Origin of the sequence: Pseudoalteromonas fuliginea, from assembly GCF_000690055.1 — a bacterium.
In the GTDB taxonomy this organism is placed as follows: Bacteria; Pseudomonadota; Gammaproteobacteria; order Enterobacterales; family Alteromonadaceae; genus Pseudoalteromonas; species Pseudoalteromonas fuliginea.
This window is the reverse complement of sequence record NZ_JJNZ01000048.1, coordinates 1-15,863: the sequence shown is the minus strand read 5'-3', so window position 1 is coordinate 15,863 and position 15,863 is coordinate 1. Positions and strand designations below refer to the sequence as shown.

General features: G+C 39.1%; 9 protein-coding genes and 2 pseudogenes. 6 read left to right on the top strand and 5 right to left on the bottom strand.

The annotated features are described in order from the left end of the window. Entirely contained in the window at positions 1-1,197 is a 1,197-nt protein-coding gene (locus DC53_RS06955) for an MFS transporter (RefSeq protein ID WP_008134438.1), read from the bottom strand. Between the two features lie 73 nt (positions 1,198-1,270). After that, on the bottom strand, positions 1,271-2,365 hold the full coding sequence (locus DC53_RS06960; protein WP_033030701.1) for an NADH:flavin oxidoreductase/NADH oxidase: 1,095 nt from the start codon (positions 2,363-2,365) through the stop codon (positions 1,271-1,273). Between the two features lie 478 nt (positions 2,366-2,843). Between DC53_RS06960 and DC53_RS06965 the strand changes: the two genes are divergently transcribed. From DC53_RS06965 to DC53_RS06985, 6 genes and pseudogenes are all read left to right on the top strand, one after another. Further along, positions 2,844-5,258 carry a TonB-dependent receptor gene (locus tag DC53_RS06965; protein WP_033030699.1) on the top strand — a complete coding sequence of 805 codons (2,415 nt, stop codon included), beginning with the start codon at positions 2,844-2,846 and terminating at the stop codon, positions 5,256-5,258. A gap of 92 nt (positions 5,259-5,350) precedes the next feature. Further along, positions 5,351-6,948: pseudogene (locus tag DC53_RS0120595) on the top strand (tetratricopeptide repeat-containing sulfotransferase family protein). 289 nt (positions 6,949-7,237) lie between these two features. After that, a complete protein-coding gene (locus tag DC53_RS06970; protein WP_081824571.1) occupies positions 7,238-8,209 on the top strand; it encodes a phospholipase A in 972 nt (323 codons plus the stop codon). A 29-nt stretch (positions 8,210-8,238) separates the two neighbouring features. Next, positions 8,239-9,318, top strand: a complete 1,080-nt coding sequence (locus tag DC53_RS06975) for an efflux RND transporter periplasmic adaptor subunit (RefSeq protein WP_050484148.1) — start codon at positions 8,239-8,241, stop codon at positions 9,316-9,318. A gap of 7 nt (positions 9,319-9,325) precedes the next feature. Continuing rightward, positions 9,326-12,403: an efflux RND transporter permease subunit gene (locus tag DC53_RS06980; protein WP_033030697.1), complete on the top strand. Its 3,078-nt coding sequence runs from the start codon at positions 9,326-9,328 to the stop codon at positions 12,401-12,403. Positions 12,404-12,447: 44 nt separating this feature from the next. Then, positions 12,448-13,095 (top strand): DUF3313 family protein, encoded by a 648-nt coding sequence (locus DC53_RS06985; protein WP_033030696.1) that lies wholly within the window; start codon positions 12,448-12,450, stop codon positions 13,093-13,095. 15 nt (positions 13,096-13,110) lie between these two features. Here the strand turns inward: DC53_RS06985 and gltS are convergent, their stop codons facing one another. The 3 genes and pseudogenes from gltS to DC53_RS07000 form a co-directional block, all read right to left on the bottom strand. Next, entirely contained in the window at positions 13,111-14,310 is a 1,200-nt protein-coding gene (gltS, locus tag DC53_RS06990; protein ID WP_033030689.1) for a sodium/glutamate symporter, read from the bottom strand. Beyond that, positions 14,307-14,741 (bottom strand): potassium channel family protein, encoded by a 435-nt coding sequence (locus DC53_RS06995; protein ID WP_033030687.1) that lies wholly within the window; start codon positions 14,739-14,741, stop codon positions 14,307-14,309. The genes gltS and DC53_RS06995 overlap by 4 nt, the downstream gene beginning before the upstream one ends. 609 nt (positions 14,742-15,350) lie before the next feature. Further along, positions 15,351-15,863: pseudogene (locus DC53_RS07000) on the bottom strand (transposase); the annotation flags it as partial.

The window sequence follows — 15,863 nt, the reverse complement described above, 5'->3', positions numbered from 1 at the left end:
TTAACTCACAGCCTTACTTTGCTTTTTAGTTGTAACTAAATAGCCAATCAACGAAATAAGCGGCATGCCGGTAGCCACCAGTGCAATACCTGTCCATCCGCCCGCTTCATATAATGGGCTGGCAATAAGCGAGCCTACTGCGCCACCTACAAATATACTCGTCATATAAATAGCGTTTAAACGCGCACGGCTTTGTGGCTCTAGTGCGTACACTGCACGTTGCCCCAAAACCATATTGGCCTGCACAGCAAAATCAATAAATACACCGGTTAACGCCAATACTATAATGCCGTAAGGTAACTCAAATAAGCTTGGTAAAAAGCACAGTGCTGCAATAAGTTTGGCCAGTAACGATACCTGATGTGTATAGCCCTTATCAGCCAAACGCCCAACAATGGGGGCTGCAACAGCACCAGCAGCACCCACTAACGCAAACAATGCTATTTCTGATTGGGATAAACCATACTCACGGGCAAGCACAACCGGTACGCTCGTCCAAAATAAACTGAACGATGCAAACATTAACGCTTGAAAAAGTGAACGTTGGCGCAGCACTGGCTGGCTTATCATTAACTGCTTAAGCGATTTTAATAACTTAAAATACGTGGTTTTATGGGTAGGTTGCCTACTTGGAATAGCAAAATAAATTACGCCTGCAATAAACACCATGCACCCTGCTGCAAAGTAAAATACAGCGCGCCAACCAAAGTGATCGGCTATTAGGCTCGATACCGGTCTTGCTAGCAAAATACCTAACAACAAACCCGCCATAATATTGCCAAGAACTTGTCCGCGTTTTTCGTCAGACGATAAATGCGCAGCAAGCGGAATAAGCACCTGAACAGAAACCGAGCTTATACCTATCATCAAACACAAAATAAGCATTACATTGGGTGAATCAGCAAGTGCCGTACCCACTAAACTCAAAAACGACACAGTAAGAGTGACCAGCATGAGCTTTTTATTTTCAATTAAGTCAGCTAATGGCACTAAAAAAAATAACCCCAAAGCATAGCCTATTTGTGTAAGCGATACGATAAGGCTAGCACTGCGTGAACTTAATCCAACTTCTGGGGCAAGTAACTCAATAATAGGTTGAGCGTAGTAAATATTGGCAACAATAAGACCGCAACACAAAGCAATAATAGTAACGAGTGTATTGCTAAATGGTTGCGCTGAAACGCCTGTTTGGGTCATGTGTGTCTCTACTTTACAAAAATAATAAAACCCAACCAGCAAACGCGGGTTGGGTTATAACCTCGTAATTTACTTATTTTATTGGTGATGGCTGCCCATGTGGGCTTGAACGTAAATATTGTTTAGGTGCAGTTACTGTAGCGCCAAGCTCTGCAGCTGCATGCCACGGCCAGTGCGGGTTATATAAAATGCCACGCGCTAGTGCTACGCCATCGGCTTGCTGCTCACTAATAATATCTTCTGCTTGTTGCGCCTGTGTAATTAAACCCACCGCTATAACAGGCATTTTAACCGCTTCTTTTATGGCTGTTGCAAACGGTACCTGGAAATTAGGTTTAACTGGTATTTGTTGATCTGGGCTTAGGCCCGCCGTACTTACATGAATAAAGTCACAACCGAGTTCATCAAGCGCTTTACTAAGCACTATCGATTGCTCTAAATCCCAGCCGCCTTCAACCCAATCAGTTGCCGAAATACGCACACCTACCGCTTTATTACTGGGGAATACCGCTCTTACCGCTTTAAACACATCAAGCAATAAACGCATTCTGTTTTCTAGGCTACCACCATAGTTGTCATCGCGCTTGTTTGAAAGTGGCGACAAAAACTGGTGTAACAGGTAACCGTGCGCACCATGTAGCTCGATTAAATCAAGGCCGAGTTCATCGGCGCGTTTAGCTGCACTGACAAAATTTTTAATTAGTGAGTCAATGTCGTCTTGGCTCATTGCTTTTGGTACTGGGCTTTTATCGTCGTACGCAATTGCCGAAGGTGCGAGCGTTTGCCAGCCATTTACCTCATCAGGTGCAATGGCATCGCCACCGTCCCATGGTTTTTCAGTTGATGCTTTGCGCCCGGCATGCGCCAGCTGAATACCGATAGGCATAGGGCTGTATTGCCTTACTGCTTTTAGGCTTTTGTCTAGTGCTTGTTGAGTTTCGTTATTCCAAAGCCCTAAATCGCCATAGCTAATACGCCCTTCTGGGTTTACTGCTGTTGCCTCTAAAATAAGTAATCCTGCACCACTTAAACTCAATTGGCCTAAATGAATAGTATGCCAATCGCTAGCAGCGCCATTATTGGCTGAATACTGGCACATAGGGGCAATAATAATACGGTTATCTAGTGTTACTTGCCCAAGCGATAAAGGCGAGAATAGTTGGCTCATTGTTAATCCTTAAAAACACGCACAAAAAAGTGCGGACAAAATAAAAAAAGAGAATACGAAGCGGCAATCAAATACGCTCACTCAATAATTTAAACTGTCACTAATAATGGCGACTTAACATTCTTAATGGGGATTAAAATACACTTTAATAGTGCTGATAAAAACATAAGTAATGGCGTTATGAAATATCAATTTTAATGTAATAATTTGTTTAACGAGCACGTCATAACACCATTTTAAAAAATGAATGACTATTTACCTTTAAACAAGGGTGTGATTTTTAACCTAACTGTATCTAATAGCACTAAGCTATTGCTTATATTGCCTATTAGCTAAATAAAAACCCCACACATAAATCATATTTATTCTATAAAAGTGAATTAAAATTCAATTTAAATATTCCAAGCGACTTCACTCCCTGATAAACTGCTTAACTTAATTTACTAATGTAAAACTTTTGAACCGGGGATCACTTTTTATGTTTAAACCAAGCTTGTTAACCTTGGCTATTTCGAGCGCTGTTTCTAGCGTATTTTTATTGCCCAATGCCGCACTTGCTCAAGAAGAAGTTGCAGCTAAAAACAAATCACTCGAAGTAATCGAAGTTACAGCAACAAGGCGCAGCGGCTCTGTGCAAAATGCACCGTTAAATATTACAGCCCTAGACGCTGATATAATGAAAGATCAAAATATCAATGAGCTTGCGGATGTAGCGCGCTGGGTACCTGGTTTAACAATTACTGATCAAGGTGGCCGCTCAGGCTCGCCTATTATTGTTCGTGGTTTAAATACAAACTCGTCTGGCCCATCATCAGATGGCGGCACAGTATCTACTTACATTAACGAAATTCCGGTTTCGGTAGATATGCGCCTAGTAGATATTGAGCGTGTTGAAGTATTAATTGGGCCACAAGGCACCCTTTATGGTGCAGGCACATTAGGCGGTGCAATTCGCTACATGCTTAAACAGCCGGAGCTTGATTTTACATCGCTTGAAGTTTACGGCGACCTGTTTCAAACAAAAGAAAGTGGCTCTTTAGGTGGCGAAGGCGGTTTTATATTTAACCTTCCTATTATCGAAGATAAATTAGCAGTTCGCGCCAGCTTAAACGTATATGAAGACCCTGGTTTTATCGATTACGGCTACGTAGTGCGTGAATCTGGCGTATCACTACCCGATCCAGATTGGAGCGACAGCTCAGCAGTTAGTAACAACCTTAAAAATGTAAAAGACGCCAACGGCGAAACCACCACTACAGGTCGTATTTCTGTTCGCTTTAAACCAAATGAATCGTTTGAAGGTACGCTTAACTACTTTTATCAAAACCAAGACAGCGAAGGCCGCTCGATTGTTCATTACAACAGCCTTAATTCAAACAACGGTTTAAGCGACGTAATAGGTAAATACGAATCGGCTTATCGCTTTGAAGAACCTCGCGAGAAAAAAGATCAATTACTAAGCCTTGAACTAAAAGCCGACCTAGGTTTTGCAGAGCTCGTATCGGCAACCGGTATTTCGAGCTTTGATGCCGACGGTCAACGCGATCAAACAGACTTACTTATTCGCCTAGATTACGGCTATGAAGAATTTCCTTCGTTTTCAACGTTTACCCGTGAAATTGAAGAGCAAGACACGTTCACACAAGAAATTCGTTTAGTATCACAAAACGACAGTGACATTAACTGGATTGTAGGTGGCTTTTACAACAAAATTGAAAGCGATGCGTCTAGCCAAGAATACACGCCAGGCTTTGGCGACTTTGCAGTAGAAAATTTTGGCGCAGATCAATCTCGTCCAGACCAACTTGAATACTACTCAGTTGACCGCGTTGAAATAACAGAATCGGCTTTATTTGGTGAAATTGGCTACCAAGTTACCGAAAAACTCGATATTACCGTTGGTGCTCGTTTTTACAAATACGATGTAGAATCTGAGTCAGCGGTCGATTTTCCATTATTTAATACCTTATTCGGCGGCGCAGGCCCAGACGACGTAACACTTAACTTTGAACAAAATGAAGCAAGCGACAACGGCAGCCTATTTAAATTTAACGCCAAGTATCAATTTACTAATTCAGTAATGGGTTACGCAACAATAAGTGAAGGCTTCAGAATTGGTGGTTCAAATGGTTTAGCACCTTGTCCTGATCCACTACCAGCTAACCAAGCAGGTTGTGGTAACCCAAGTGAAATGCTTTACGATGCAGATACAACAACTAACTACGAGCTTGGTTTTAAAAGTACATGGTTAAGAAGCCGTTTACACTTTAACGCCGCATTATTTAATATAGATTGGGACGATGCACAAGTTGCCGGTGCAACCGAGGTAGGCCAACTACCGTACCTGTCTAATGCGGGTTCAGCCAATGCGAGAGGTATAGAGATATCGTCGCGTGCAATTTTATCTGACTCATTCTCTGTGTATTCTACATATGCATACACAAAAGCAGAGTTAACATCTGACGCACCGTTCTTATTTAATTCAGACGGCACAGATGGCGCAGAAGATGGCGACCGTTTACCTGGCTCGTCTGAGCACCAGTTTTCAATGGGTGTAAACTATCAAACTGATGTGTTTAACGACAAAACGCTTGATATTAACTACGGTATTACAGCACAAAGCGATGTGATTTCTCGTGTTGGTTTACGCGACAATGGTGAAACTTTACCAGGTTATAGCTTAAGCAACATATCGGCTAAACTAACCGCCGATGAGTGGTCTGCTACTGTGTACGTAGACAACGTATTTAATAAATACGCCGTTACGTCTGTTCGCCGTTCAAACGCTGATATTACCTCAGCAAATAGAACTGATATACAACGTAACTATGGTTACTTTATCAACCGTCCATTAACGGTCGGTATTAAATTTAATTATAAGTTTGAAATATAATTAACCGTTAAGTTTAAGTACAATCAAAAGGCTCAAATTTATTTGAGCCTTTTTTCTTTATTAACGCGTAACCAAACAATACAAATTAAAAAATGCAGCCAAATTTAAAACAACTCCATCAAAGCGCCATTAAATATTTAAACGAAGGCAAAGTACAACTTGCCCACAAAAACTTAGTAGAACTGGTTTCGCATAAACCTGACTTTGCCGACGGCTATTTTTTACTGGCAATGGTTAACTTGCAGGTAGGGCAAATTTATAAAGCCATAAAGCTAATCGAAAAGCCTTGACGCTGGGTTCAAGTATTGAATATACCGCACAACTGGCAAAATGTTATGCGCTTACAGGTGACTTAAAAAAAGCAAAAAATGTAGCGCTGTCGGTGCCTATTGCACAAATAAAAAAAGCACTCGACGCCGATACCTTAGGCGTTGCACTTACGCAAGCAGGCCTTCACGAACATGCACTCAATTATTTTGACTGCGCACTTACTTTAGCCAATGCCAAACAACAACCACAGCCCCAGTTTTATTATAACTTTGCCGTTAGCGCCAAGTTTTTAGGCTTATTTGAAAAAGCACACACCGCGTTTGAACATGCTATTGCACTCAATCCGCTTCATCATCAAAGCCACTTTGCACTCAGTGATTTAACTAAAGCGACAAAGCAAAAAAATAATATTACAAGGTTAAAACAAGTATTTGAGCAGGTTTCACACCCTGATGCTAAATTACACATAGGTCATGCACTGGCAAAAGAATACCAAGACATTGGGGCATTTTCTGACGCCTTTGCCGCGTTAAAACAAGGTAAAGCAGCAAAGCATGCGCTTACCCCGTTTGATAACGCATCGTCAAACGCGTTGTTCGAACATATAAAACAACTCAGTGCTGAACACAAAAACCAACAAGTAAACGGCAACCCCACCGCTGAGCCTATTTTTGTATTAGGTATGCCCCGCTCTGGTACCACGTTAGTTGAAAGAATATTATCGAGCCACAGTGATGTGCAGTCAGCCGGTGAATTACAAGACTTCGGCCTAAGCGTAAAAAGATTAAGCAACACACCCACACCTAACGTGCTCGACATACAAACATTAACTAAAGCGTATGAGCTTGATTTTAATGAGCTTGGCTCAACGTATTTGAACGCCACCCGCGTAACTACTGGCAGCCATAAACATTTTATAGATAAACTTCCATTTAACTTTTTTTATATAGACTTAATCACTAAAGCACTGCCAAACGCTAAAATTATTTGTATGCTGCGCGATCCAATGGACACCTGTATTGGTAACTACCGCCAGCTATTTACTATTAATAACCCATACTACGCGTATTCACTCGATTTACTCGACACCGCTAAATTTTATAGCCGCTTTTACTCACTCATGCAGCACTTCAGCACCGTGCACAGCAGTATCAAAATTGTAAAATACGAAGAACTAGTCGCACAGCCCGAACAGCAAATAAAAGAGTTAGTCAGCTTTTGTGATTTAGAGTGGCAAGAACAGTGTATAGACTTTCACTTAAACACCGCACCGGTGTCTACTGCCAGTAAAATGCAGGTACGCCAACCACTTAACAACAAAGCAATTGGTCGTTGGAAGGCATTTAAGCCCCATACTGATGAGGCTCAAAAATACCTTTTAGAGCAAGGGATCCCTTTTTTAAAAGACCCTTCGCCATAATTTTTACTTCAATATACTCAGTATCAGGTTTACTTCTCTCATAAAATTAAAAAGTGAACACGGCACGCAAATTAAATCTATCCAAAAAATGGTTTTAGTTGATTTAGGTCACAGCTTTTCATAACTGTTAATGTATTATTTAGCGACTCCTACCTAAAAACTAATTCAATTGTATTTATTAAAAAGTGAATCATGCTCTTTTAGTATATAATTTCAATAATTTGCAATAAAGCTGTGTTACAAAAGAGTAAACAACATGTATAATTACAAGAAAGCCTTGGTAAACATAATGTCTAAATATAAGCTGCCATTTGCCCTTTGTGTATTAATACCTTTTTCAACCTTGTCGCAAACCGCTGATTTATCAGCCTGTATAGCTGAAAAAAGTATAAATGCCGATGATAATGTAACTATTGGCGAACTAAAAAAACAGTGCTCCGATATACTTACAAACTCTATCGAAAAAAGGAGGGTATTAGAAAACCAAGCATCTCCTAATCCGTTTTCTATTTTACCTCACAAACCCAACTACGTTTTGCCTGTTAGCTATTCCAATGTAAGCTCAGTGCCTTATCAAGAACGTTTAGAAGGCGAATCACTTGATGATGTCGAAACCAAGTTTCAGGTTTCATTAAAATATTTAGCTATGGAAAATGCGTATTTTGACGACTTAGACATTTATGCAGCGTTTACAGCGGTTAGCTGGTGGCAATCATATAATAGCGATATTTCAGCGCCATTCAGAGAAACTAACTACGAACCAGAATTAATATTCAATTATAGTCGTCCGTGGCAATTTTTAGGTGTTGATATTAGCAACACCTCCTTATCGTTTAATCACCAGTCTAATGGCCAAGCAGGTACTTTATCTCGCAGTTGGAACAGAGTAATTGGAGCTGTCACTATTGTTGATGATGACCTAGTTTGGAATCTTAAAGCTTGGTGGCGACTCCCTGAAGATGACAAAGAATCATCTTTTTTAAGTGATGGCGACGATAACCCAAATATAGAAAACTATTACGGATATGGTGAATTAGGTGTGTTGTGGCAAGTTAACAATGACCATAACTTAGATTTGATGTTTCGCAATAATCTAAAAAGTAACAACCGAAGTACCTTTCAACTTGGTTGGTCTTTCCCTCTCACTTACCGCTTAAGAGGCTATGTAGAATACTTTAATGGCTATGGCGATGGGCTTATTTATTATAACCAACACTCATCTCGTTTAAGTATTGGTGTAAAGCTTACAGATTGGCTTTAAAGTTAAAAATTAAAAGTTAGGAATTATTTATGATCTTCAATTATTTAAAGCTCACTGTCTTCATATTAAGCGTTTATTTTTTAAATGGCTGTAGTGACAACAACAACCAAAACGAATCAACACTTGCTGCAAGTAAGCCCGCTAAACTACTTACAATAAAAGAAAGCAACCTAGAACAGTTTCTTCGCTATCCAGCAACCGTTAAACCCCAAAAATCCTCAGACTTAAGCTTTGAAGTATCAGGCATTGTTAAAGAAGTGCTTGTTACTGAATCACAACGTGTAAACGCAGGTGATGTAATTGCAATTTTAGACTCAAGAGACATTAAAGAAAGTTATAATGCAACGCTATCGCAATTTAACATCGCAGATAAAGAATATCAGCGTATGTTAAAATTAATGGGCACAAATGCGATTGCTAAAAATGAATTAGACAAACGTCGTTCTGATAAAGAAGTTGCAGAGACAAAACTTAAAACCGCAAAAAAAGCGCTTGAAGATACAACCCTAAAAGCCCCATTTTCATGTTTAATTGCTGAGCTTAACCTTAAAGAAAAACAAGTTGTTCAAGCCGGTAGTACCGCCGTTAGTATCATTGCCGATGGGTTAATGGAAGCAACAATTAATCTACCGGCAAGTGTTATTGCAACAGCAAAACCGCAAAGTGCAAGTAATACCGCCGCGTTTGTTACTTTTGTATTTGACCCTTCAAATAAATTACCCGCAGTTTTTCAAGAGGCTAACCTAAACGCTGATGCGACTTCACAAACCTACCAAGTAAAATTTGCATTTAAATCACCTGAAAATTTAAACATACTGCCAGGAATGAACGCAACTGTTTGGTTTAAAGACCCAACAAGTACACTCAACGATAAAGGTCTAGTCCAAGTTCCTCTCAGTGCTATTGGCATCGAAAACGAAAAAACCTATGTTTGGAAAGTCACACCCGATACTGGCACCGTGTCTAAACAAATTGTGACACTTGAAAAGTCAGCAACAAAAAATGCGATTATTAAAGAAGGCTTAGTTTCGGGCGATGTAATAGTAACAGCAGGTATAGCGAGCTTATATGAAGGTATACAAGTTCATGCATGGTCTGAAAAGCAATAGGTGACATATGAACTTAGCTGAATTTTCCATTAAAAATCAATTACTGTGTGTAATTGCAATAATTTTAGTATTCGTTGGCGGTATCAATGCTTACACCACAATGCCAAGATTTGAAGACCCAGAGTTCACCATAAGAAATGCGCTTATTTACACTCAATATCCTGGAGCAAGCCCTAATGAAGTAGCAAGAGAAGTAACTGATCCTCTTGAAACCGCCTTACAACAACTCCAAGAAGTTAAGTCTATTAGCTCTACTTCATCCGCAGGTGTCTCGGAGATTAATGTTGAAATAAAGTATGAATTTTCAAAGTCTAAGGAAGACTTACAAGTCATATGGACCAAGTTACGAAATAAAATTAGTGATGCAAAAAGCACTTTGCCTCCAGATGCACTAACACCTATTGTTAATGACGATTTTGGCGATTTATATGGCCTCTCTTATTTGATTACAGGTAATGATTATAGCTACGCTGAATTACAAAATTACGCAAAGCAATTACAAAAAGATATTTTACAAGTTAATGGCGTCGCTAAAGTACAATTAGCAGGCAGCCAACAAGAAGCTATTTTTGTAGAGATTTCGCAAGAGAACGCTGCAAGTCTGGGTGTTTCAATTAACAAAATTTATGACATACTCAAACAACAAAATAGTATTACTTTTTCAGGTAGTGTTGACGTTGGGGATTTACGTTTAAGCTTTAGTCCATCAGGTAGCTTAAATTCCATTGATTCAATAAAAAATTTACTTGTTACCGACTCAACAGAAGGCCGTGTAATTTATCTAAAAGACATTGCTAATGTATACAGAGGTTACGAACAACCAGCGCAAAAGCTAATCCGTTTTAATGGTCAAAAAGCCATAGCCATGGGGGTATCTAATACCTCTGGTGGTAATGTTGTTGAAATAGGCAAAGCTGTTGATGAAAAAATAAAAGAAGCTGATAGCCGTCGCCCATTCGGTATTGAAGTAAGCGAATACTATAACCAAGGTAAAGTAGTTGAAGCATCAGTTACTAATTTTTTAGTCAATGTAATATCGGCATTGGTAATTGTAGTGTGCTCTTTATTGTTCACTATGGGGGTACGCTCAGCGGCTGTTATCTCATTTATTTTGCTTGTTACTGTTGGCGCAACGCTGACGACTATGCAACTTATGGGCATTCCACTTCACCGCATATCATTGGGTGCTCTTATAATATCACTCGGAATGATGGTTGATAACGCAGTAGTAATAACAGAAGCTATTTTAGTAGGTGTTAAACAGGGACGACGTAAGCTAGATATAGCAAAAGAAATTGTTATGCAGACAAAATGGCCTCTTTTAGCCGGAACACTAGTCGGCGTAATTGCTTTTGCTCCAATTGGCTTTGCACCAGGACAAACAGCTGAGTATACCGGCTCACTTTTCTGGGTTGTTATGATCTCATTACTTTTCAGCTGGGTATTAGCATTAACCATTACCCCATTGACCTGTTACTGGCTTTTCCCGCAAAGTGACGCAAAAAATTCAGACGATTCAAAAACAGAAAAAGAAAGTGCTTTTTTCTTAAAATATAAAGCGCTTATGCGCTGGTGTTTAAGGTCGCGTGCATTAGTTATTTCAAGCGTAATGGTTTTGTTTGCTATCTCAATTTGGGGTGCGCAATTTATGACGCAAGGTTTTTTCCCTCGCTCTACGTCACCTCAAATGGTGGTTGACTTTTGGCTACCTGAAGGAACAAACATCAAAAAAACTGAGCGCGAAATGATCAAACTAGAATCATTCGTTCAATCTTTAGATAACGTCAACAGTGTGCAAACTCTGATTGGCGGCGGTGCAATTCGTTACATGCTGACCTATTCACCACAGTCAGCTAACACAGCATACGGCCAACTTCTTGTAAAAGTCGACGACTATAAAAAAATTGATGCCATGACTCCTGTTATTCAACAATACGTTGAGGAGAATTTCCCAGAAGCAGAATCAAAGGCTTGGCGTTTTATTTTAGGGCCTGGTGGCGGCTCAGCAATTGAAGCCGAGTTTAGCGGCCCCGACCCTGTTGTCCTTCGCTCCTTGGCTGAACAAGCTAAAAAAATAATGTCCTCTGATCGTAAGTCTGTATCTGTTAAAGACGACTGGCGACAAAAAGTAGCCGTTATTGAGCCTATTTATTCAGAAGATAAAGCAAGGCTTTCGGGCGTATCTCGTAAAGATTTATCCCAAGCAATCGCTCACTTTTACAACGGCGAAAAAATTGGTACTTTCAGAGAAGGTAACGATTTAATACCTATAATATCTCAAACACCAACAACTCGTTCAGCCACGCTAGACAACTTAAAAAGTATACAGGTTATAAGCTCGGTAACGGGTAAATCTGTTCCTATTTTACAAGTAACTGATGGGTTTGAGACCAAATGGCGCGACAGTAAAATAAAAGCGGAAGACCGTATATTTATGATCAAGGCGCAGTCTGATCCTATAGCTGGCGAACTTTCGAGTGAATTACTTGCCAGAATAAAACCACAAATCGAAAATATTGCATTGCCCTCTGGATATAACTTAACGTGGGGTGGTGAGTTTGGCGATTCGAGCGAATCAAATGGTGATTTAATGTCAACAATACCCCTTGGCTTTTTAGCTATGGTGCTTGTTGTAATTGTATCATTTGGCAAAATTAAGCAGCCGTTAGTCATATGGTCTGTTGTACCATTGGCTTTAATTGGTGTTGTGTTTGGTTTAGTTGTGACCGGTGTACCACTAGAGTTTATGGGTATTTTAGGGTTGCTTTCGCTTTCAGGATTGTTAATCCAAAACGGTATAATTTTAGTCGACAGAATGGACACTGAAATAGAAGAAGGCAAACCTCGTTTTGATGCAATTGTTGACTCGGCGTCTAGCCGTGTAAGACCAGTATTATTAGGATCTTTCACTACTGCGCTAGGTGTTATCCCGCTATTTTTTGATGCATTTTTTCAGTCAATGGCTGTGGTTATAGTATTTGGTCTCAGTTTTGCCACACTACTCACATTACTTGTTGTACCGGTGCTTTATGCAACATTTTTGCAAGTTTCATCAAACGAAACAGCAAATAGTTCGCAACTATAAATCTCAGGGCTCTTTGAGCCCCAAATTAATTAAGGTTTTTCTCAGTGAAACAATCACAAATTAAAAAGTTAATTTCTGGATCTATTATATCTACCACTCTGTTTATAAGTGCTTGTACAGGAATAAGTAAGAATGTAGTAAAAGAAGATATAAATGCTGACTTAGCGGGCTTAATTCAAGATGAGTCAATGAAACCTGCGTTAGTTTACATCAGGCCTGATGCGCCCACACTCGCAGATTATAAAAAGTTTATGTTTGATCCAATCAAAATCGATTATTCAGATCCAGATATAAAAAATATATCTACCGAGGATATCCAATCTTTGCAAAGTTATTTTTTATCAGCGATGACCACTGAACTGAATAATTCAGGCTATCAAGTTGTGACACAACCAGACAAAAACGTTTTAAGAATTTCGTTTACTTTATCTAACTTAAAAGCTCCGTCATCGCTAATGAATGCGACACTGTTAGTAGTACCAGGCGTAACACTCAGTGTCGGTGAAGTATCTATTGAGGGAGTTTTTAGAGACTCTATAAGCAGAAAAGTTAACGCCGTCGTGTACGAAGGTAGCCAAGGAAGTTACCTATTTAAAGATAAACCATGGAGTACATTTAGCGACATAGAAGCAGCCTTTGATCGCTGGGCTATAGGGTTTACGGAAGCAGTACAAGCAGCCCATAACAAATAAAAAGTCAGCACTGAATTATAAGTAATTCAGTGCTAATTTTATAATAAACGAATTACTTATATCGACAAAAAATGCCGCAACCAAAGGTAATATTATAAACGCGACCGGTGCAGGCCCATGCGATTTGGTCACTGCCGTCATATTAGCTATAGCAGTAGGCGTTGCGCCTAATACAAAACCACCAAAGCCTGCACTTAAAACTGCTGACTCGTAGTTCTTTCCCATTAACGGAAACACTAAAAACAATATAAAAATAATTGCTGTTAGTGTTTGAAATGCCAAAATAATCAGTAAGTCTCCTGCTAAACCTGCAATTACCCACAATTGCATACTCATCAAAGACATGGTCAAAAATAAACTAAGAGAAAAATCAGACACAATAGCCAAAGATTTTGTTCTTGCAGGCCACTTTAGCTTTGGTAATAAATAAGGAACCGTATTTGATAACAACATACCAACTAATAGGCACGAAACAAATAAAGGCAACTTAATACCTAGACTTATTAAATGCTCATTAATTATATACCCAACAATAACGCATAAATGAATTATTAAAATTACACTCATAAAGTTTAAATGTGAAAATGTTTCAGAATCAAACTTAGCGTACTTAATACCCACAGATAAGGGAGCAGACTCACTGGATAGTTTATATTTTTTAATAAGATACTTAGCTATAGGACCACCTATTAAGCTTGCAATAACTAAACCTAACGTTGCTGAAGCTATACCAATTTCTAACGCGCTTTCAACACCTCTTTGCGCGATTACCGGAGACCAAGCTATAGCTGTTCCATGGCCCCCAATGAGTGACGGAGACCCTGCTAACAACCCAATTTCACCGGGTAGATTAAGACTGAATGCCCCCGCTACACCTACAATATTTTGAATTATAATAAAGGCCAATGTGAGTATTAATAATATGATTAACGGTTTGCCGCCGCGAACTAAATCGGCTACCCGTGCATTCAACCCTATACATGTAAAAAAATACACCAGTAATTTGTCGCGCGTAGATAGGTCAAACGTGATTTCTCGTTCGAATATAAAATAGGTTAAGGTAATTAATATGGCTGCAATTAGGCCACCAGTTACAGGCTCTGGGATGTTAAAATTACGCAAAAAAGTAATTTTTTTTGTGAGGTATATTCCAACAAAGAATACAATAATAGCAATCGTATATGTCAAAAAGCTATCGACATTAATAACATTCATTTTGAGCCCTCTAACTGTGCCTTTCTTATTTGTGAAATAGCTTCCATCAAAAAGGCTGTATTTAACCCTACTATAATTAACCCATTAACAGCAGTTAAACTGCCCAAAATTCTCCATTGCGTACCCAGTACAACATCACCATAGCCAAGTGTTGTAAAGGTGACAACCGAAAAGTAAAGTGCGGGCTCTAACTCATTAAATACATCAAAAATTAAAAATATAGCAGCCCATAACCACGCACTCGCCGTTAAGCCTCCTACCAACCAAATTACCATTGCCGTTACAACTAAAATCATCTTTAGAGTATTAGAGCTTTTTACTAACCAATCACCAATACTTGTCAATACCTTAGATAAAACACCAATAAACATTGCCTGTATTAGCACCGTACCACAAATAACAAATGTTCCAATAATAAGCTGTATTAGCATTTTGATCCCACTGTTTAAATCCTTATATTTTAAGTAACAGTATACATAAAATTCACAACAAGGTAGGTACCTGAAATAACTATAACAAAGTATTTTCAATACCGTTATTTAACCGTTTATTACTGCTATTTATTACTGCTATTAGTACCGTGCTAAAACTCAGCCAAAACCTAAGCAAGACAATATTTAGCTAAATAAAAACAGAAATGAACACTTTAAACCAAAAGGAATGCAGTACACGCAAATATCACAAAATCGCTAAGTAATCATCGGGAAAGCAATAATAAAAAATGTTTGGCGTAAATCATCGATTTAATAAAACGACAGACAGTTATGCCTGTACTTACTTTAACTCACCTGACTCATATTTCGTTAAATTTTCATTTAACTCGAAAACGGCGAAACTAGACAGCCACTTTAATTATACAAGCCAAACTGTGTCATAAAATTTATCTTTTAGGTTAAAAATTTACCTTTCCTACTGGATTACTTTCATTTCACCTATTAAATAAGTCATTAACTCTATTAAACCTAAATCACACGCATAAAAATGGCTGCATGGTGCAGTTGTGATTTATTACTGAATAGTTTTACTGAGTAGCTTAAGCTTTATGCAAGTAGCTTTTCGCAGTTACTGATATTCGCTCGCCGCTTTCGCTTTAAGTTTTCACAATAACTTTCTTGTGAGGCTGGCCTGCCTACTGCGCCATGAAATACGCGCGTAAATTGGGTTGTAAGCTTTAACCAGTTTTCGGGGGATATATTCACTCTTTCGAGTAAGGGTAGGTGCGAACTTTCAATATAACCTCGTTTGTCTTCTCGTATACAACGTCCAGTTAACTCAACAAGTTCAAGGTACGATTTAAGCTTAAACGGCAGCCCTTTTGGCATAATTTGACGTGGTATTCCTGCAAAACGCAGTAGTTGTTTTGGTTGTTTGCCTTCTTTTGCGTATGTTAGTCGTTGTTTAACGCTGGTGTGGTCTGATTCCTCAGGCGTTTTAGCCATTTTGGCTCTAATTGGGTTTAAATCGACATACGCCATACAAGCAGCAAGTGCCGCTTCATCCAGAAGTGCTTGGGACGTAAAACGTCCCTCCCAAAACCTACCTGTGCAGTTATC